The sequence below is a fragment of the Nocardia nova NBRC 15556 genome (assembly GCF_001613005.1).
Lineage (GTDB): Bacteria > Actinomycetota > Actinomycetes > Mycobacteriales > Mycobacteriaceae > Nocardia > Nocardia nova.
In genome coordinates this window covers 26366-44662 of sequence record NZ_BDBN01000003.1, presented here as the reverse complement: position 1 = coordinate 44662, position 18297 = coordinate 26366, and the positions used below count along the sequence as shown (strand labels likewise).

Annotated in this window: 19 protein-coding genes and 1 tRNA gene; 15 read left to right on the top strand and 5 right to left on the bottom strand. The window is 67.5% G+C overall.

Features of this window, described 5'->3' with window-relative positions; all coding sequences use genetic code 11:
• From NN2_RS02400 to NN2_RS02365, 8 genes are all read left to right on the top strand, one after another.
• Positions 1-590: MCE family protein (locus tag NN2_RS02400; RefSeq protein WP_174554941.1), on the top strand; the 590-nt coding region annotated here is incomplete at its 5' end.
• A gap of 2 nt (positions 591-592) precedes the next feature.
• Entirely contained in the window at positions 593-1618 is a 1026-nt protein-coding gene (locus NN2_RS02395) for an MCE family protein (protein ID WP_030518637.1), read from the top strand.
• Positions 1615-2676, top strand: coding sequence for an MCE family protein (locus tag NN2_RS02390; protein ID WP_063009975.1), 1062 nt, complete (start codon positions 1615-1617; stop codon positions 2674-2676). The genes NN2_RS02395 and NN2_RS02390 overlap by 4 nt, the downstream gene beginning before the upstream one ends.
• On the top strand, positions 2673-3938 hold the full coding sequence (locus tag NN2_RS02385; protein WP_063009957.1) for an MCE family protein: 1266 nt from the start codon (positions 2673-2675) through the stop codon (positions 3936-3938). Before NN2_RS02390 ends, NN2_RS02385 begins: the two co-directional genes overlap by 4 nt.
• The gene (locus tag NN2_RS02380; RefSeq protein WP_063009955.1) at positions 3935-5182 is read left to right on the top strand and encodes an MCE family protein; all 1248 of its coding nucleotides are present in this window, start codon (positions 3935-3937) and stop codon (positions 5180-5182) included. The genes NN2_RS02385 and NN2_RS02380 overlap by 4 nt, the downstream gene beginning before the upstream one ends.
• The gene (locus tag NN2_RS02375; protein ID WP_063009953.1) at positions 5179-6603 is read left to right on the top strand and encodes an MCE family protein; all 1425 of its coding nucleotides are present in this window, start codon (positions 5179-5181) and stop codon (positions 6601-6603) included. Before NN2_RS02380 ends, NN2_RS02375 begins: the two co-directional genes overlap by 4 nt.
• Positions 6600-7448, top strand: coding sequence for an Rv1363c family protein (locus tag NN2_RS02370; protein WP_063009951.1), 849 nt, complete (start codon positions 6600-6602; stop codon positions 7446-7448). Before NN2_RS02375 ends, NN2_RS02370 begins: the two co-directional genes overlap by 4 nt.
• Entirely contained in the window at positions 7445-7945 is a 501-nt protein-coding gene (locus NN2_RS02365) for an Rv1363c family protein (protein ID WP_030517392.1), read from the top strand. The genes NN2_RS02370 and NN2_RS02365 overlap by 4 nt, the downstream gene beginning before the upstream one ends.
• Positions 7946-8303: 358 nt before the next feature.
• Here the strand turns inward: NN2_RS02365 and NN2_RS02360 are convergent, their stop codons facing one another.
• Both NN2_RS02360 and NN2_RS37605 read right to left on the bottom strand, forming a co-directional pair.
• Positions 8304-9851 carry an alpha,alpha-trehalose-phosphate synthase (UDP-forming) gene (locus NN2_RS02360; RefSeq protein WP_063009973.1) on the bottom strand — a complete coding sequence of 516 codons (1548 nt, stop codon included), beginning with the start codon at positions 9849-9851 and terminating at the stop codon, positions 8304-8306.
• A gap of 99 nt (positions 9852-9950) precedes the next feature.
• The gene (locus tag NN2_RS37605) at positions 9951-10118 is read right to left on the bottom strand and encodes a hypothetical protein (protein ID WP_169812365.1); all 168 of its coding nucleotides are present in this window, start codon (positions 10116-10118) and stop codon (positions 9951-9953) included.
• Between the two features lie 270 nt (positions 10119-10388).
• Between NN2_RS37605 and NN2_RS02350 the strand changes: the two genes are divergently transcribed.
• From NN2_RS02350 to NN2_RS02340, 3 genes are all read left to right on the top strand, one after another.
• Positions 10389-11228: an alpha/beta fold hydrolase gene (locus NN2_RS02350; protein ID WP_063009949.1), complete on the top strand. Its 840-nt coding sequence runs from the start codon at positions 10389-10391 to the stop codon at positions 11226-11228.
• A gap of 158 nt (positions 11229-11386) precedes the next feature.
• Positions 11387-11629, top strand: coding sequence for an MbtH family protein (locus NN2_RS02345; RefSeq protein WP_011207082.1), 243 nt, complete (start codon positions 11387-11389; stop codon positions 11627-11629).
• Positions 11630-11787: 158 nt separating this feature from the next.
• Positions 11788-11862 (top strand) — tRNA-Thr (locus NN2_RS02340).
• A 43-nt stretch (positions 11863-11905) separates the two neighbouring features.
• On the opposite strand, the gene NN2_RS02335 is transcribed toward NN2_RS02340, so the two are convergent.
• Positions 11906-12112, bottom strand: a complete 207-nt coding sequence (locus NN2_RS02335) for a hypothetical protein (protein WP_030517395.1) — start codon at positions 12110-12112, stop codon at positions 11906-11908.
• A 304-nt stretch (positions 12113-12416) separates the two neighbouring features.
• Here NN2_RS02335 and NN2_RS02330 point away from each other — a divergent pair, with 304 nt between their 5' ends.
• From NN2_RS02330 to NN2_RS02320, 3 genes are all read left to right on the top strand, one after another.
• Entirely contained in the window at positions 12417-12905 is a 489-nt protein-coding gene (locus tag NN2_RS02330) for a hypothetical protein (protein WP_146098695.1), read from the top strand.
• Positions 12906-13055: 150 nt separating this feature from the next.
• Entirely contained in the window at positions 13056-13793 is a 738-nt protein-coding gene (locus tag NN2_RS02325) for a response regulator transcription factor (protein ID WP_030517397.1), read from the top strand.
• Between the two features lie 188 nt (positions 13794-13981).
• Complete coding sequence (locus tag NN2_RS02320) at positions 13982-15385, top strand: sensor histidine kinase (RefSeq protein WP_063009971.1); 1404 nt, start codon at positions 13982-13984, stop codon at positions 15383-15385.
• A gap of 15 nt (positions 15386-15400) precedes the next feature.
• On the opposite strand, the gene NN2_RS02315 is transcribed toward NN2_RS02320, so the two are convergent.
• Positions 15401-15826, bottom strand: a complete 426-nt coding sequence (locus NN2_RS02315) for an HIT family protein (RefSeq protein WP_063009945.1) — start codon at positions 15824-15826, stop codon at positions 15401-15403.
• 105 nt (positions 15827-15931) lie between these two features.
• On the opposite strand from NN2_RS02315, the gene purD reads away from it, so the two are divergent.
• Positions 15932-17224 (top strand): phosphoribosylamine--glycine ligase, encoded by a 1293-nt coding sequence (gene purD, locus NN2_RS02310; protein ID WP_063009943.1) that lies wholly within the window; start codon positions 15932-15934, stop codon positions 17222-17224.
• Between the two features lie 62 nt (positions 17225-17286).
• Here the strand turns inward: purD and NN2_RS02305 are convergent, their stop codons facing one another.
• Positions 17287-18291, bottom strand: coding sequence for a M23 family metallopeptidase (locus tag NN2_RS02305; protein WP_063009941.1), 1005 nt, complete (start codon positions 18289-18291; stop codon positions 17287-17289).
• Between the last annotated feature and the right edge of the window lie 6 nt (positions 18292-18297).

Genomic DNA, 18297 nt, shown 5'->3' with positions numbered 1-18297 from the left:
TGCAACGCGATCTGCAGACGTCGGTGGGAGTCACCAATCTGTACGCCGACACCGCGCCGAACCTGTTGCGCACCACCGACAACGCGGCCGTGACGAGCAAGACCATCGTCGACCACCAGGACAGCCTCGACGCGGTGCTGCTGAATCTGATCGGCCTGGCCGACACCACGGGCGCGGTGCTGAAGGAGAACGAGAACGGCCTGTCGACCGCACTGGATCTGCTGCGCCCGACGGCCGAACTGCTCAACGAATACAACCCGGCGCTGTACTGCCTGGTCGAAGGTGTCGCGGGCGCGATTCCACGAGCCAACGAGATCTTCGGCGGCACCGGACCGTGGGTGACGTTGAACGCCAGTTTCATGCCGGGCGGCACGCCCTACACCTATCCGAAGGATCTGCCGAAGGTGAATGCGACCGGTGGCCCGCACTGCGAGGGCATCCTCGACCGTAAACCCGGTAGTCACGCGAACTATCTGGTCACCGACACCACTGAGGGACGGGTGTACACGCCGGAACTGTCCACCCATCTGAACGGGCCCCGGGTCTTCCAACTGCTGTTCGCGGGGCTGCCGGGGGTGGGTAATCCGTGAGCATCAAACCGCACGCCACCGGCGTCAAACTCGGAATCTTCACGCTCGTGATGGTTCTGGTGCTGGCCCTGTTGGTCGTCATCTTCTCGCAGATGCGCTTCGCCCGGGAGAACGGCTACCACGCGGTGTTCACCAGTTCCTCGGGCATGCTGCCCGGGTCCAAGGTGCGCATCGCGGGTGTCCCGGTCGGATCGGTGAAGAGCGTCAAGGTCGGCAAGGACCATCTGGCCCATGTCGATTTCGACGTCGACCGGCAGTACAAGCTCTATGTCAGCACCCATGCCGCGGTGCGCTACGAGAATCTGGTGGGTGACCGGTATCTGGAACTGATGGACGCCCCGGGCACCGCGCAGGTGCTGCACTCCGGCGGCACCATCGGTCTGGACAAGACCAAGCCGGCGCTGGACCTGGACATGCTGCTGGGTGGTTTCAAGCCGCTGCTGCGCGGCCTGGACCCGCAGCAGGTCAACTCCCTGACCGAGGCGCTGCTGCAGGTCTTCCAGGGCCAGGGCGGCACCCTGGTCGCACTGCTGAACAGCTCCGGCTCGTTCGCCAAAACCCTGGCCGACCGCGACGCCCTCATCGGCAGCGTGATCGAGAATTTGAAGACGGTGCTGGCCACCATCGACGATCACAACAAGGAATTCGACACCACGCTGACCGAATTGCAGCGTCTGGTGAGTGGCCTGGCCGCGGACCGGGATCCGATCGGCGCGGCGCTGCCGCGACTGGCCGGCGCCACCGGAGATCTCACCGATCTGCTGAAGCAGGCGCGCCCGGACCTCAAGGCGACCTTCGACCAGCTGGGCCGGCTCTCGGACAATCTCGACCAGAAGTCCGACGATGTCGAGTGGGTCCTGCAGAACCTGCCCACGACCTACAAGGAGCTGGTGCGGCTCGGTTCGTACGGCTCGTTCCTGAACATGTACGTGTGCGGAACGAATTTCCTCGTGGACGGCCCGGACGGTAAGCCGATGCATGTGAATCTGCCCGGTCTGCAGACGACCGGAAGGTGTTCGACGAAGTGAACCAGACCTCCCCGCTCATCAAACACGGCGTCGTCGGCGTCATCCTGGCGGTCGCGATCGCGTTGTCCGCCCTGCAGTTCGACCGGCTTCCGTTCATTCGCAGCGGCGCCGAATTCACCGCGTATTTCGCCGATGCCGGCGGTCTGGTGACCGGTGACCAGGTTCAGGTCGCCGGTGTCCGCACCGGTCAGGTCGAGGATGTCAGCCTCGACGGCCCCAAGGTGAAGGTCCGGTTCAGCCTCGACGAATCCATCGTCCTGGGGAAGAAGACGACCGCCGCGATCAAGACCAACACCGTGCTCGGGCGCAAATCCCTGGAGGTCGATCCGCAGGGGTCCGGTGCGTTGCGCAGCGATCAGCCGATTCCCTTGGAGCGCACCACTTCTCCGTATTCGCTCAACGACGCCCTGGGCGATCTGAGCAATACCGTGAAGGGGCTGGACACCGACCAGGTCAACAAGACTCTGGACGCCCTGTCGGACGCCTTCGCCGACACCCCCGCGCCGATGCGTTCCGCCCTGGACGGCATCACCCAGCTCTCGCGCAGCCTGAACGCCCGCGACAAGGCGCTGACCGAACTGCTCTCGCACGCGCAGAACGTCACCAAGGTGCTCTCGGATCGGTCGAACCAGATCAACTCCCTGCTGCTGGACGGCAACAACCTGCTCGGCGAGCTGGACGCCCGGCGCACCGCTCTGAGCCAGTTGATCGTCTACGTCAACGGGCTCGCGCAGCAGCTCACCGGCTTCGTCAACGACAACGAACAGAGCCTGAAACCCACACTGGACAAGCTGAATTCGGTGCTGCAACTGCTCGAGCGGAACAAGAACAACCTGAACCAGGCCCTGGACGCCCTCGGACCGTTCGAGGCGGCGCTCGGTGAGCAGGTCGGCAGCGGCCCGTACTTCCAGGCCTACGTCTCCAACGCCACGAGTATGACGTTGCAGCCGCTGGTGGACGCGCTGGTCTGGCCCCAGCATGTACCCGAATCGTTCTGGAAGTACCTGACCACCCCGCCGCCCTCGATCGGGCCCGCGATCCAGGAGCCGCCGCGATGAACGCGATTCGCACGATCACGAAGGTGCCGAAATGGGTCCGCGTCGTGGCCGCCGTCCTTGTGGTGGCGCTGGCGGGCTGGATCGTCTACGGCGCGGTGAGCAATATCGGCAAGACCCACATCACCGCCTATTTCCCGTCCACCACCGGGCTGTACGCCGGTGACGACGTGCGAGTGCTGGGCGTCAAGGTCGGCAGGATCGATTCGATCGAGCCGGGCCGGGACAAGACCAAGGTGACGATGACGGTCGACCGCGGCGTCGACATTCCCGCCGATGCCAAGGCCGTCACGGTCTCGCCGAATCTGGTCTCGGCACGCTTCGTGCAGTTGGCGCCGGTCTACACCGGCGGCCCGAAGATGCACGACGACGGCGTGATTCCGATCGAGCACACCGCCGTGCCGGTGGAATGGGACGACATCAAGGCCGAGCTGACCAAACTGTCCAAGGCCCTGGGGCCGATCGGTGAGGATCAGCAGGGCTCGTTCGGCCGGTTCGTCAACACCGCGTCCGACAATCTCGCAAACGGGAACGCCCAGGCGCTGCGGGACACGCTCCACGAGTTGTCGAGCACGCTGAATACGTTGTCCGACGGTCGCACCGACCTGTTCGGCACCGTCCGCAACCTGCAGCAGTTCGTCGACGTGCTCTCCAAGAGCAACGATCAGATCGTGCAGTTCGGCGGGCGGCTGGCCTCGGTGTCCTCGGTGCTGTCGGGCGTCTCCGACGACCTCGGCGCCGGACTGGACAATCTCGACTCGGCGGTGGCCGACGTCAAACGCTTCCTGGACGAACGCGGCGGCCAGCTCACCGAGAGTGTGCAGAATCTGGCGCAAGTGACCCAGATCCTGGCCGACAAGCGTCCGCAGCTCGAGCAGGTCCTGCACTCCGGCCCGGTCGCGCTGGCGAACTTCTATCAGATCTACAAGCCCGCGCAGGGCACGCTGACCGGCGCCGTGGTGCTGCCGAACTTCCGCAATCCGTTCGCGTTCCTGTGTGGCGCCGTCGAGGCGCTCGAGGACAACGGTTCGCAGCGGACCGCCGACCTGTGCAAACAACAGGTGGCGCCGGTGATCAGCTCACTGATGATGAATTACCCACCGCTGCTGGTGAATCCGGCGTCCGGACAGCAGGCCTTCCCGAGCCAGCTGACCTTCTCGCCCCCGAGCCTGGCCGACCGCGTCGAGTATCCGGCGCCCGGCGAGGCTCCGGCCGAGGTGCCCAGCGGTCTTGCCGGCCTGGCGATTCCGGGAGGAGGACGATGATGCGACGCGGACGGATGCGACTCGCCGGCGCCGCCGTCGGTCTGGTGATCCTGTTGGGCGCCACCGGATGCGAGTGGGACGGTCTGAACACCCTGCCGATGCCCGGTGCGGCCGGAACGGGTGAGGGCGCCTGGCAGATCAAGATCCAGATGCCGAATGTCACCACGCTGACCCGCAATTCGCCGGTGCAGGTGGACGACGTCACGGTCGGCACGGTGAAGAACATCCAGGTCGAGGATTGGCACGCGCTGGTCACGGTGAGCCTCGAGAAGGGTGTGCACCTGCCCGCCAACGCGGTGGCCGCGATCGGGCAGACCAGCCTGCTCGGCAGTAACCACGTCGAGCTGTCGGCGCCGAAAGACGTTGCGCCGGAAGGCCAATTGAAGACCGGCGATGTGATCCCGTTGTCGCGCGCGAGTGTCTATCCCACCACCGAGCAGACGCTGTCGTCGCTGTCGGTGGTGCTCAACGGTGGCGGTATCTCCCAGCTCGAGACCATCACCCACGAGCTGAACAAGACCTTCTCCGGGCGGTCGGATGCCATCCGCGATCTGCTGCCGCAGCTGGCGCAGCTGACCAGCACCCTGGACGGTCAGACCAAGGACATCATCGACGCGATGGGTGGGCTGGACCGTTTCGCCGGACAGCTGAACAACCAGAAGGAACAGGTGACCCGGGCCGTCACGCAGCTGCATCCGGCCCTCACCGTACTGGCCGACCGCCGCGAGAACATCACCAAAACGATTACCGCACTGGGTGATCTCAGCGATGTGGTGAGCCGGGTGATCGCCGAGAGCGGTGACAACCTGAAGGCGGATCTGGCCAATCTCCATCCGGCCCTGGAATCGCTGGCCAGCACCGGAACGAAACTGGCCGACGCCCTGCAGATCCTGCTCACCTTCCCGTTCCCCATGCGGAACTTGAACAAGGCGCTCAAGGGCGACTACCTCAACCTGCTGATGACCGTCGATCTCACCGGCGCGCGGCTGGATTCGAACTTCCTCACCGGTACGCCGCTGGGCGGACGCTTCGGCGGGGTCGAGGGCGCGCTCGGCACGATCGCACCCGATACCGCGATGGGCAAGGGTGACCCGATCACCGGGCCGATGCAGCCGCCGCCACCGCCCGCGCCGAACACGGCGGCGCCGACGCCGAGTCTTCCCGGCCTGCCGCCGATTCCGAATCTGCCCGCCATACCCGGGCTGACGGTGCCCGCGCCGCAACAAGGGGGTGCGGGTCGATGAAACTCAGCAAATTCGTCCGGACGCAGTTGGTGATCTTCTCGATCCTGACCGTGATCGGCCTGGTCGTGATGGCGGGCGTCTACGTCCACCTGCCGGCCATGTTCGGCATCGGCCGCTACGGCGTGACCGTGAAACTGGAGGCCACCGGCGGGCTGTACCCGACCGCGAACGTGGCCTACCGCGGTACCAACGTCGGCAAGGTCGAGGTTGTGAAGCTCACCCCCGAGGGGGTCGACGCCAAGCTGTCGATCAACAGCGACTTCAAGATTCCCGGTGATGTCGATGCCTATGTGAAGAGCGTGTCGGCGATCGGCGAACAGTACGTGGATCTGGTCCCGGCCGAGAATCCGCACGGCGGGAATCTGCACGACGGTTCGGTGATCCCGGTGCAGCGCACCAGACTTCCGCAGGACGTCGGCGATATGCTCGACCAGGCCGACCGGCTGCTCAGCAGTGTCGCCGACACCAAACTGCGCCAGGTGATCGACGATGCCTTCACCGCGTTCAACGGCGCGGGCCCGGATCTGCAGAAGTTCATCGACTCCGCCTCGCTGCTGGTGCAGGAGGCGAAGAAGAACACGAACGAGACCAAGGATCTGCTCGACAAGATCGGCCCGCTGCTCGACACCCAGAACCAGTCCGACGCCGCGATTCGTTCGTGGACAAAGGATTTGGCGACCGTCACCGATCAGTTGCGCCAGCACGACCCCTCGCTGGGGCAGTTGCTCGACCGCACCCCCGCGGCCGCGCAGAAGGTGTCGCAGACCTTCCAGGATCTGCGGCCGACGCTGCCGCTGCTGCTGTCGAATCTGACCAGCGTCGGCCAGGTCGGGGTGACCTACCACGCCGGTGTGGAACAGATCCTGGTGATCTACCCGCAGCTGGTGGCGGCGCTGCTGACATCCATCCGCGGGCCCACGCAATACGGCGCCATGGTCGACTTCATGCTCGGGCTCAACGACCCGCCCGGCTGCACCACCGGCTTCCTGCCGCAGGATCAGCGCCGCTCGCCGGCCCTGAAGGACACCCCGGACACGCCGCCGAATCTCTACTGCAAGGTGGCGCAGAACGCCAAGGAAGCGGTGCGCGGTATCCGCAACACGCCGTGTGCGGACGTGCCGGGCAAGCGGGCTCCGAGTCCGGAGCTCTGCCACGACCCGCAGGGTTATGTGCCCGAGGGCGACAACCCGCCCTTCGGCGATCCGCACCCGGTCACCCCGTCCGGCGAGCCGGCGGCCAACCCCGGCGACGCTCCGGCCGCGCAGAGCCAACCGGCGGCGGCACTGCGCACCTACGACCTGAAGAACCACACCTTCACCGGACCCGACGGCCGGACCTACCGACAGGGGGATGTGGGCGCCGACGGATCGGGCACTGTACCGTCCAGTTGGCAGGCGATGCTCGAGGAGCAACAGAAATGAGCGAATCGAATTCCACACCCACCGGTCGCGTCCGGCGCCGGGCCAGCCGGCAGGCCGGAGCGCCGACCGACGCGATAGCGGTCGAGCGGACCGAGAGTTCGCCCTCCGACGAAGCGACGGTGAAGCTCGGCGCCGCGGGCGCTGCCGACGAGACGGTGCAATCGTCGAGCCCATCGCCGGCGAAGGCGACCGAGTCCTCCTCCGAGGCGGCATCGAAGGTTGTGTCCGGCGCCGACGCGAAGTCCGAGACCACCGTAAAGCTTTCGACGGCGGCCGATGACGACACGACCGTGCGGCTCACCGACTCCGCGGCGGAGACGGCAGCGGCGGACACCTCCGAGCCATCGAAGCGCTCACTCGGACCGCTGGGCTGGGCGGCCGCGGTGGTGGCGGTGCTGTCGTTGATCCTGCTGGTCGGCTCGGGCGGCTTCTTCGCCTACCACCAGCATCAGGTCGGCGCCCAGGCCGACCAGCGCGCGGAATATGTGCAGACCGCCAAGCAGGCGATTCTCAATCTGACCAACATCAAGGACGACACCGCGAAGCAGGACATCGACCGGGTGCTCTCGGTCGCCTCGGGACAGCTCAAGCAGGAGTACTCCGAGCGCAAGGACGCCTACGCGCAGGTCGTGCAGCAGGCCAAGGTGAAGGCCAGCGGCGAGATCATCGAGACCGCGGTCGAAAGCCAGGACGACCACACCGCGAAGGTGCTGGTCGCGGCCAAGCAGACCCTGACCAACGCCGGTGCCAAGGATCCGCAGGAGCGCTACTACCGCTTCCGGGTCACGGTCGACCGCGACGACAACGGTGGTATCACCGCCTCGCAAGTGGAGTTCGTGGCATGAGCAGACAAGGTTCCGGCAAGCTGCGTCCCATCCTGTTCATCGGTGCGGCGGTGCTGTTCGTGGCCGCGGTCGCGATGGCCTCGGTCACCGGCTACAAGTACTGGTCCGACAAACAGGTCGAGCAGGCCCGTACCGACTCGGTACCCGCGGCCCGGCACGCGGTGGAGTCGGTATTCACCTACGACTTCAAGACCGTCGACGCCGAGTTGCCGAAATCGGCCGACAACCTCACCCCGTCGTTCCGCAAGGACTACCTGAAGCTGATCCAGCAGGCGATCGCACCCGGCGCCAAGGAGAAGCAGCTCACCGTGCAGGCCACCACCACGGCGGCCGGTGTGGTGTCCGCGGAGCGCTCGCACGCGGTGGTCCTGCTGTACCTGAACCAGGTGACCACCAGTAAGGACTCCCCGCAGGGCACGGTGACGCCGAGCCGGGTCCGCGTGGCTCTGGACAAGGACGGCGGCCACTGGCTGGTCGACGCGATCACCCCGATCTGATCCCGCGTTAAGCGAATCCCGTTATCCCCGTTAAGGGTTCGTCCCTACCGTCGACGGCACAGCGATTCCGAGGCGGGATCGGTGGTCGATACCGGCTCCGGTCGCGGCGCAGATCTCCCGCCGGTGAAGCGCGCCTGTGCCGCACGGACCGACCGTGTGGTGATCCGGCGGGTGCGGCGGAATCCGGGGTGGCGGGTACGCGGCGACCGCCTGCCCCGGCGGAGGCCAGGACCGAGATTCGGTGTGGGCGGCGCTCTCCGGCTGCCGGACGGTCGGTTCGAAGGGTGTACCCGCCTCGGGTCGCTGTGCAGTCGCCGGAACGTTCGCCCGGCCCCGCCGGGGAGCGTTCGCCGCGGGCCTAGCGCTCGGCGCCGCTCGGATCCACATCCGCATCGGTGAGCAGGGCGCTGCCGGCCACCCGATCCTGGGCCAGTGCGTCGAGGAACGAGCGCGCCCAGCGGTCCACGTCGTGGGCGAGTACCTGGCGGCGCAGCGAACGCATGCGGCGCCGCTTGGTTTCGGGGTCGTCCTCGATCGCGGACATGATCGCGTTCTCGACGCTGTCCAGATCGTGTGGATTACACAGGTAGGCCTGACGCAATTCCGCTGCGGCGCCGGTGAATTCGCTGAGCACGAGGGCGCCGTTGAGGCCGCTGTGCGAGGCTACGTACTCCTTGGCGACCAGATTCATCCCGTCGCGCAGCGGGGTCACCAGCATGACGTCGGCGGCCACGAAGAAGGCGACCAGTTCGTCGCGGGGGATCGGCCGGTGCAGATAGTGCACGAAAGGGTAACCGACGCGGGAGAATTCGCCGTTGATGCGGCCCACCTGACGTTCGATGTCGCCGCGCATCTGGATGTAGCTCTCCACCCGTTCGCGACTCGGCGTGGCCAGCTGCACCATCACCGTCTCGGCCGGGTCCAGCCGGCCCTCGTGCAGGAGTTCCTGCAGCGCCGCCAGGCGGATATCGATGCCCTTGGTGTAGTCCAGGCGGTCCACACCGAGCAGGATGTGCTTGGGGTTGCCCAGCTCCCTGCGGATCTGAGCGGCGCGCTCCCGCACCGAGCGTCTTCGCGACAGCTCGTCGAGTTCGGCGGAGGCGATCGAGATCGGGAAGGCGCCGACCCGCACCGTGCGGAAACCGACCTGCACCACACCGAGTTTCGACCGCACACCGACCGTGCCGCGCGAGGTGGGTTGTCCGGCAAGCCTTCTCGCCAGGTACAGGAAGTTCTGCGCGCCGCCGGGCAGGTGGAAGCCGATCAGGTCGGCGCCGAGCAGCCCCTCCACGATCTCGGTGCGCCACGGCAGCTGCATGAACAGCTCGACCGGGGGGAACGGGATGTGCAGGAAGAATCCGATGGTCAGATCGGGCCGCAGCATGCGCAGCATCTTCGGCACCAGCTGCAGCTGATAGTCCTGTACCCACACCGTCGCGCCCTCGGCGGCCACCTTCGCGGTGTACTCGGCGAAGCGCCGGTTCACGTCCACGTAGGCGGTCCACCAGTCGCGGTGGTACTCCGGCCGCACGATCACGTCGTGATAGAGCGGCCACAGCGTGCCGTTGGAGAATCCCTCGTAGTAGGCGGCGACCTCCTCGGCGGTCAACGGCACCGGATACAACTCCAGGCCGTCCTCGATGATCGGATCGACATCCACATCGGGAACGCCGGCCCAGCCCACCCAGGCGCCGTTGTTGTTGCGCAGCACCGGCTCCAGGGCCGTGACCAGGCCGCCCGGACTGCGCTTCCACCGCTTGGTCCCGTTCGGGAGACGTTCCAGGTCGACCGGGAGCCGGTTGGCGACCACGACGAAACCGGACCCGGCGCCGCCGGGACGGTCCGCTGGTGCGGATTCGGTTTCCGGCGAAGCGTCTCGAGATCGATCGCTGCGTATGTCGCGCATCTGGTCCACTGCTGGATCCTCCGGTCGCCGAAATGGCGGAACTAGGCGTGGGATTTCAGTTGTGATGAGCGCTGCGCATTGCGCTGCGCGGGGCTCGTCCTATTCGCTGCGCGCGCTGGGACCGATTCCGAGCATCGACAGCAGCATCCGGCATTCGTCGGCATCGTTGGCGTAGGCGGCCACGACGCGCTGTGCCTGCCGTGCGGTCTCGTCGGCGAGCGGTTCCAGGTCGTCGTCCGCGATGTCGTTGGCGCTCTTCGCGGCCATCATCGTGTCCTCTCGGCTCGGGGTCGTGGCACGGCGGTGGGGTTCGACCGTCGTGGTGTCGGCGCCGTGCGCTGTCAATGGTATCGGTCGCCGCGCAGGGGCCCGTCGACTCGGTACCGACCGCTGCCGAACCGCAACAGCGCGGGGCGACACCCGCCACACCGGCGAAACGCTGGAGCCTCGGGAACCTATAACGTTGGTAGGGAGGCGAATTTCGCCCACTGCGTGTATCGAGCACCGCACGAATCGAGTGGAAAGGGTCGCAGCACTATGCCGTTGGCCACGGTGAATGGAATCTCGCTGAACTACCAGGTGAAGGGAGACAAGGCCAAAGGCACCGACACCAAGGGGGCTGCCCCGCTGGTCGTGCTGATCATGGGCACCGGGAGCCCCGGCCGGGTGTGGGAGCTGCACCAGGTTCCGGCGCTGGTCGCGGCCGGCTACCGAGTGTGCACGTTCGACAATCGCGGCATCGCTCCGTCCTACGAGGCGCCCGACGGGATGACCATCGACGAATTGGTCGCCGACACCGCGGCGCTGATCGAATTTCTCGACGAGGGCCCGGCCCTGGTCGCCGGCACCTCGATGGGTGCGCGGGTCGCGCAGGAATTGGCCCTGGCGCGGCCCGACCTCGTGCGCAAAGCCGTATTCATGGCCGGACACGCGCGGCTCGACCAATTCCAGAAGACGCTCTCGCTCGGCGAACACGAACTCGACGCCTCCGGCGTGCGACTGCCCGCCAAATACGAGGCCGCCCTGACCGCGGTGATGAATCTTTCGCCCGCCACGATGGCCGATCCGAATTCCGCGCGCGATTGGCTGGATCTGTTCGAATTCACCGGCGGACCGGCATCCCCGGGAATCCGGGCGCAGCGCCGGATGGACCACGATTTCGATCGGTTGCAGGCCTATCGCGCGATCAAGGTGCCGTGCCTGTCGATCGGATTCGCCGACGACCGGATGATTCCCGCGTATCTGACCCGTGAGCTGGCCGAAGCCATTCCCGACGCCCGATACCAGGAGATCCCCGACGCCGGGCATTACGGGTATCTGGAACGTCCCGAGGCGGTCAATAAGATCCTGCTCGATTTCTTCGCGGGCTCGAGGTAACCACCAACGCGTAACGTCGGTCTTGCTAGTGTCGACACATCGCTCGGGGGCTACGGCTCTGGTCGGTCGGCTCAGGTCGGTTTCGGCTCGTGCCCGCGCCCCGCGAGTTCCGTATCCAGCGCGTTCCCGTACACAGCGCCAGCATCCAGTGAGGTGAAATGAGCACCAACCCCTTCGACGACGAGGACGGCCGCTTCTTCGTTCTGGTCAACGACGAGGAGCAGCATTCCCTGTGGCCTGCTTTCGCCGAGGTCCCGGCCGGGTGGCGAGTGGTGTTCGGCGAGGACAGCCGCGCTGCCTGCGTCGAATACGTGGAGAAGAACTGGACGGATATGCGGCCCAAGAGCCTGCGTGACGCGATGGCGGCCGACGACGCGGCTCGCCAGGGCGCCCAGTCCTGATTCCGCGCCGGACGAAACTGCGCGGAGCGACGGTGATCGGCGGCTGCGTGCTGCCCTGAGGGGCACACGCAGCCGCTGCGATCCGCCGCTCCCTCCTACAGTGGTGAACGATTTTTCCGGACGGCCCGCGCCCCGGTTATGATGGCACCGCTTCACCCGCCTCCTTAGCTCAGTGGTAGAGCACCGCTCTTGTAAAGCGAAGGTCGTCAGTTCAATCCTGACAGGGGGCTCCACTCGGGCTCCGGCCTGCGAAAGCAGGTCGGAGCCCTTTTTGCGTCAGGGGAGATGCATCAGCTGCCGGGCCAGCCCGAACAGGCGGCTGCCGAGTTTGATGACGGGGATTCCCAGCGGAATCAACAGGATCGTCACGCACAACACCGCGCCGAGGATCCAGACGACGAGCGCCAACAGGCCGACCACCGTGCCCAGCACGGCCGTCAGGATGCCCAACACCACGTCGAGCAGGCCCCGTATCGCTGCCATGACGACCTTTCCGATGTCCATTCTGCTCTTTTCGGGCGTGGTGTGCTCCGATCCGCGCCGCCGTGATGAAAGTTAAGCGCCTGCCACCCCGCGATGAACGGGCGAGAAGTCGTCAGCAAAACCGTCGCTAAACCTCGCATGCCGACCTGGTGGTTTCCATTTCGGGCCATTGCGCCGCTCCGAACCGTCCCCCTAGCGTCGGGCCCCGTTGCCGCGGCCGCTGTCCGGACAGGACTTCCTGCCCGAGCAGATTCGTGGCAACGCACCTGATGAAACCCACCGAAGTAAGGAGATGACTGTCGATATGACAACAGCCACCCGCCGGATCCTGGCAACGACCGCCTTCGCCGCCCTCTCGGTCTCGATCGCCGGCGCTACCGCCTCCGTCGCCTCGGCTGATACCCCCTCCGCCGCGCCGACGACCAGCAGCGCGCCGTCGGCTCCCAAGCTGTCCACGGGCTCGGCGTTCGGCGCCGACAAGCACAAGGACGACGACGGTGACGACCAGCCGGCCGCGCCCTCCGTGGACGCGATCCAGAAGGTCCTCACCAAGATTCAGGACACCGACAAGCCGGAGGACCTCGAGAAGTCGCTCGACAAGGACATCGACACCCTCACCCACAACGAGGCCGCCGTGCCCGCCAAGGTGAAGGAGGAGTTCAACAAGTTCCGTCAGGAACTGCAGCAGGCCAAGACCAAGGACAGCCTGGACGGCAGCTCCGCCGCCGACACCCTGAAGACGATCAAGGGTGACGCGAAGACGCTCGGCGCCGATCTGAAGGCCGCCGCATAAGAGCGCAGCACCATCGACGACCCGCCGATCCGGGAGGCGCCGCCCGGGTCGGCGGGTCGCCTGTTCTCCGACCTGTCGCGCAGCCGGCTCGCAGGAAACTCCCAGACAACGTTCAGCGCATTCCGGGCTGTAGGAGAGACGATATCCAGCATGAGTGGAGTGGCTGGCGATCGGACCCCCGAGGCTCGGGTGCTGGTGGTCGACGACGAACCGATGATCGTCGAACTGCTGTCGGTGAGTCTGCGCTATCAGGGGTTCGAGGTGGCCACGGCCGCCAACGGCGCCGAAGGGCTGGACCGGGCCAAGCAGTTCCGGCCCGACGCCCTCATCGTCGACGTCATGATGCCCGGTATGGACGGCTTCGGCCTGCTGCGCCGGCTGCGCGCCGACGGCATCGATGCCCCGGTCCTGTTCCTCACTGCGCGGGACGAGGTCGAGGACAAGATCACCGGCCTCACCCTCGGCGCCGACGACTACGTGACCAAACCCTTCTCGCTCGAGGAGGTGGTGGCGCGGCTGCGGGTGATTCTGCGGCGCTCCGGTCACGTGGTGGAGGAGACGAAATCCTCGCGTATCCGCTTCGAGGACATCGAACTCGACGACGACACGCACGAGGTGTGGAAGGCCGGGGAACCGGTCGCGCTCTCGCCGACGGAGTTCACCCTGCTCCGATACTTCATGGTCAATGCCGGAACGGTGCTGAGCAAGCCGCGCATCCTCGATCACGTCTGGCGCTACGACTTCGGCGGCGAGGTGGGCGTGGTGGAAACCTATGTCTCCTACCTGCGCAAGAAGGTCGATACCGGTCCCGACCGGCTGATCCACACCCTGCGCGGTGTCGGCTACGTGATGCGCGCGCCCAGCCGCAGCCGGTCGTCGGCGAAATGAGCGATCCGCGCTCGGTGCGCGAGCGCGCCGACAGCGACACGGCCGGCCCCGAGGCGGTGCTCGCGACGGCCGGTCCGGCCGAGCCGGGCACCGAACCCGGTGACATCGCCGAAACCGGCGCACGCGCCGAGGGCGTCGCCCCGCCGCGGCGCGGACTGCGGCGCCGGATCTCGCGTCGCCTGGCCGCGGTGCCGCTGCGGGTCACCCTGGTGCTCGCGCTGGTGTGCCTGGCGGGTCTCGGACTGCTGGTCTCGGGTGTCGCGGTGACCTCCGCGATGCGAAATGTGCTGATCGACAAGGTCGATCGGCAGTTGTTCGACGCCGCCCACAGCTGGGCCAGCCCCGATGCGCCACCGCCCCAGCACCTTCCGCAACCTCCGGGGCGGGAACGCCCGCCCGCGCTGTTCTACGTGCAGGTGACCGGACCCACCGGAAATCAGCGTCTGCTGCTGAGTTCCGGACCCACCGTTCCGGACACTCCGTCGAATCTGTCGAGACATCCCCAGACCGTGGGATCGGTCGGCGACCCCGACGAACACTGGCGCGCGCTCGAGGTGGTGACTCCGCAGGGATCCAGTGTGGTCGCGCTGCGCCTCACCGAAACCGAGAACATCATCGACCGTCTGATCGGGTTGCAGGTCGCGGTGGGCCTCATCGTGCTCGCCGTACTCGCGGTGGTGGCGCAGTTCGTGATTCGCCGGAGCCTGCGCCCGCTCGGTGAGGTGGAGAAGACCGCCGCGGCCATCGCGAGCGGGGATCTGCATCGGCGAGTTCCGGTGCAGGGCACCAACACCGAGGTCGATCGGCTCTCGCAATCGCTCAACGGCATGCTGTCCCAGATTCAGAGCGCCTTCGCCGCCACCGAGGCATCCGAGGAATCCGCGCGGCGTTCGGAGGCCCGGATGCGGCGGTTCGTCGCCGATGCCAGCCATGAGCTGCGGACCCCGCTGACCACGATCAAGGGTTTCGCGGAGTTGTATCGGCAAGGGGCGCTGGCGGATCCGGCCCTGTTCATGGACCGGATCGAACGCGAGTCCAAGCGGATGAGCCTGCTGGTGGAGGACCTGCTGATGCTGGCTCGCCTCGACGCGCAGCGCCCGGTGGAACGCCGGCCGGTGGATCTGCTGGCACTGGCCAGCGATGCGGTGCACAGTGCCCGCGCCGTCGACGCGGCCCAGCGTCCCGAGGAGCCGCGCCGGCCCATCGACCTCGAAATACGCCCGGGGACGGGGACATTGGAGGTGCGTGGCGACGAAGCGCGGTTGCGTCAGGTGCTGGGCAATCTGGTCAACAACGCGCTGATTCACACCCCGCCCGACGCGGCGGTCACCGTCGCGCTGACACCCGCTCCGGACGAGGTGGTCATCGAGGTCGCCGACACCGGGCCGGGCCTGCCCACCGAGGACGCCGAGCGCATCTTCGAACGCTTCTACCGCACCGACACCTCACGCAGCCGCGACAGCGGTGGCACCGGACTGGGTCTGTCGATCGTGCAGGCGCTGGTCGCCGCGCACGGCGGCACGGTCTCGGTGCACAGCGCGGTGGGGCAGGGCACCACCTTCGCGGTGCGCCTGCCCCGTTCGCAGGAGTGATTCAGGCTCGGTGCGTCAGGCCGGGACGTTCGCGCCGTAGCCGAGATCGCGCAGCGCCTGCTTGATCTTGTCCTGCGCCTCGTCCAGCGATTCCGGGCTCGGATCGGTGTCCGCGCCCGAGATGTTGAAATCGCCCAGCTCGAACGCCGGGAAGACGTGCACGTGCAGGTGCGGCACCTCCAGCCCGGCGATCAGCAGGCCCGCGCGCGGCGCGTCCCACGCCTTGCGCACCGCCTGGCCGACCTTCTGAGCGACCTCGTTGATCCGCGCGAACGTGGCGGGATCCAGATCCTGCCACTGGTCGATCTCCTTGCGAGGAACCACGAGCGTATGACCCTGGGTGACCGGAGCGATGGTCAGGAAGGCGACGAATTCCTCGTCCTCCCACACGAACCGCCCCGGCAGCTGTCCGGCAATGATCGCGCTGAATACAGATGGCATGGGTTTCATACTGCCCCGCCCGGCCGGGAGGCGGTGGCCGGGGCGGCGGGCTGTCCTCCCGGTACCCGCATCTGCTGTTCACCTGCGTCCCCTAAGCTGTCACGCGTGCGCGTACTCGTCATCGGATCCGGAGCCCGTGAACACGCCCTGGTGGAAGCCCTGCGTCGGGATCCCGGTGTCACCGCGATCGCGGCCGCGCCCGGCAATCCGGGGATCGGCCAGGTCGCCGAGGTGCGGGCGGTCGATCCGGCCAGCGCGGAGGCCGTCGTGGGCCTGGCCCGGGATTTCGCCGCCGATCTGGTGGTGATCGGTCCCGAGGTGCCGCTCGTGCTCGGCATCGCCGACGCGGTCCGGGCGGCGGGGATCGCCTGCTTCGGACCGTCGGCCGCCGCCGCGCGGATCGAGGGATCGAAGGCGTTCGCCAAGGACGTGATGGCCGCGGCCGGGGTGCGCACCGCGCACAGCGAGGTCGTCGATCATCCGGGCGAGCTCGACGCCGCACTGGATCGCTTCGGGCCGACCTGGGTCGTCAAGGACGACGGGCTGGCCGCGGGTAAGGGTGTGGTGGTCACCGCCGATCGGTCCGCGGCCCGCGACCACGGGGCCGAACTGCTCGAGCAGGGCCATCCGGTGCTGCTGGAATCGTTCCTCGACGGTCCCGAGGTCTCCCTGTTCTGCCTGGTCGACGGCGAGACCGTGGTGCCGCTGCTGCCCGCGCAGGACCACAAGCGCGTGGGCGACGGCGACACCGGCCCCAACACCGGCGGTATGGGCGCCTACACCCCGCTGCCGTGGCTGCCGCCGGAGACCGTCACCGAAATCGTCGACGATGTGGTGAAACCCGTTGCCGCCGAAATGGTTCGGCGTGGCGTCCCGTTCTCCGGGCTGCTCTACGCGGGTCTGGCGATCGGCCAAGCCGGACCAGCGGTCGTCGAATTCAACTGCCGCTTCGGCGATCCCGAGACCCAGGCCGTGCTCGCGTTGCTCGACAGTCCGCTCGGCGCCCTGCTGCACGCCACCGCGACCGGCACGCTGGCGCAGGCGCAGCCGCCGGTCTGGAAGGACGGCGCGGCGATCACGGTGGTGCTGGCCGCGGAGAACTATCCGGGCCGCCCCCGCACCGGTGACGTCATCTCCGGCACGGAGAGCGCCCCGGCCTCGGAGGGAAGCGCGAATGCCGAAGTGCTGCACGCCGGTACGGCGCTGCGCGCGGACGGCGCACTGCTGTCGGCCGGCGGGCGTGTGCTGAATGTCGTTGCCACAGGCGGGGATCTGACCGAGGCTCGCACGAACGCCTACGCACGCATCGCGGGAATCAAACTGCCCGGCAGCCACTTCCGCACCGATATCGGTCTCGCCGCCGTCGAGGACCGCATCTCGCTTCCCACCCGCGTGTAGCCGAATCGGCTTCGGCCCCACCGGTTTCGAGGCGCACAAAGGCCGAAGCGAGCCCGCCGGGTTCAGCCGACCTGAATGCCGTGCATGGCGAGCCACGGCTGCGGGTCCACATGCTGTCCGCCGATGAGGATCTCGAAGTGCAGGTGCGGGCCGGTGGAATCGCCGCGGTTGCCGATGCGGGCGATCTGCTGACCGGCGCGCACCCGCTCGCCGACCGACACCGAGAAGTCGTACATGTGGCCGTACACCGAGATGGTGCCGTCGTCGTGGCGGATGCGCACCCACAGTCCGAAGCCCTGCGCCGGCCCGGCGTCGATGACGGTGCCGTCGGCGACGGCGTAGATCGGCGAACCGATGGGCGCCGCGATATCGATTCCGTAGTGGAAGGTGCCCCACCGGCCCCCGTACCCGGAGGTGAACACGCCGCGCGCGGGCAGGGCGAAACCGCCGATGCCCGGGGCGATTCCGCCCGGGAGGATGCCGCCGGGAATCGTGGTGGCCGGCCCGGACAGCCAGGGTTGCGGCGTCCCGGCGACCGCCGCGGCGGCTTCGGCCTTCGCGCGTTCCAGGGTGGCCCGCGACGCCGCGGCGACCACCTGCGCCTCGCGCATGCGCTCGCCGTTGTCGATGGCGGTCAGATAGCGCTTGCTGGTTTCGGGTTCGGCCTGCACCTGTAGCGGATAGGCCACCGCGATCCGCTGTGCCGCACCGGGTTTCGGCGTCGAATCGACCGGTTGCGGCGCCACGGTGTCGGCGGCGGCGAACAGTCCGACCACGACCATGCCGATCACCAGCACCCGATGCTCGCCGACCCAGCCGCGCAGCCGCGGCCACAGGGTCTCGAATTCCTCGCGCCAGTGTCGATCCCGCATCATCTGCCACCAGCGCCCCACCCGCGTGCGCCATTCGACCGCCGCGACCTGCCCGAATTCACGCGATCGGCGGGCCGAGGAACGCAGGCGACGCGCGATCGAGGGACGGTCGCGGCGCAGCGTCGTTCGCCAGTCGGGGCGGATCACGGTCCAGCCCCCCTGGTACGACTTCGCGCGGCGTGCCTGGTCAGGCATTCTGCC

What these genes read in the sequence shown, in the direction of transcription:
- NN2_RS02335 (WP_030517395.1), bottom strand. Translation starts at nt 12,112, where the DNA reads ATGGCAGCGATACGGGGCCTGCTCGACGTGGTGTTGGGCATCCTGACG.
- NN2_RS02385 (WP_063009957.1), top strand. Translation starts at nt 2,673, where the DNA reads ATGAACGCGATTCGCACGATCACGAAGGTGCCGAAATGGGTCCGCGTC.
- NN2_RS02380 (WP_063009955.1), top strand. Translation starts at nt 3,935, where the DNA reads ATGATGCGACGCGGACGGATGCGACTCGCCGGCGCCGCCGTCGGTCTG.
- NN2_RS02375 (WP_063009953.1), top strand. Translation starts at nt 5,179, where the DNA reads ATGAAACTCAGCAAATTCGTCCGGACGCAGTTGGTGATCTTCTCGATC.
- NN2_RS02325 (WP_030517397.1), top strand. Translation starts at nt 13,056, where the DNA reads ATGAGTGGAGTGGCTGGCGATCGGACCCCCGAGGCTCGGGTGCTGGTG.
- NN2_RS02305 (WP_063009941.1), bottom strand. Translation starts at nt 18,291, where the DNA reads ATGCCTGACCAGGCACGCCGCGCGAAGTCGTACCAGGGGGGCTGGACC.
- NN2_RS02365 (WP_030517392.1), top strand. Translation starts at nt 7,445, where the DNA reads ATGAGCAGACAAGGTTCCGGCAAGCTGCGTCCCATCCTGTTCATCGGT.
- NN2_RS02315 (WP_063009945.1), bottom strand. Translation starts at nt 15,826, where the DNA reads ATGCCATCTGTATTCAGCGCGATCATTGCCGGACAGCTGCCGGGGCGG.
- NN2_RS02345 (WP_011207082.1), top strand. Translation starts at nt 11,387, where the DNA reads ATGAGCACCAACCCCTTCGACGACGAGGACGGCCGCTTCTTCGTTCTG.
- NN2_RS02350 (WP_063009949.1), top strand. Translation starts at nt 10,389, where the DNA reads ATGCCGTTGGCCACGGTGAATGGAATCTCGCTGAACTACCAGGTGAAG.
- NN2_RS37605 (WP_169812365.1), bottom strand. Translation starts at nt 10,118, where the DNA reads ATGGCCGCGAAGAGCGCCAACGACATCGCGGACGACGACCTGGAACCG.
- NN2_RS02360 (WP_063009973.1), bottom strand. Translation starts at nt 9,851, where the DNA reads ATGCGCGACATACGCAGCGATCGATCTCGAGACGCTTCGCCGGAAACC.
- NN2_RS02370 (WP_063009951.1), top strand. Translation starts at nt 6,600, where the DNA reads ATGAGCGAATCGAATTCCACACCCACCGGTCGCGTCCGGCGCCGGGCC.
- NN2_RS02330 (WP_146098695.1), top strand. Translation starts at nt 12,417, where the DNA reads ATGACAACAGCCACCCGCCGGATCCTGGCAACGACCGCCTTCGCCGCC.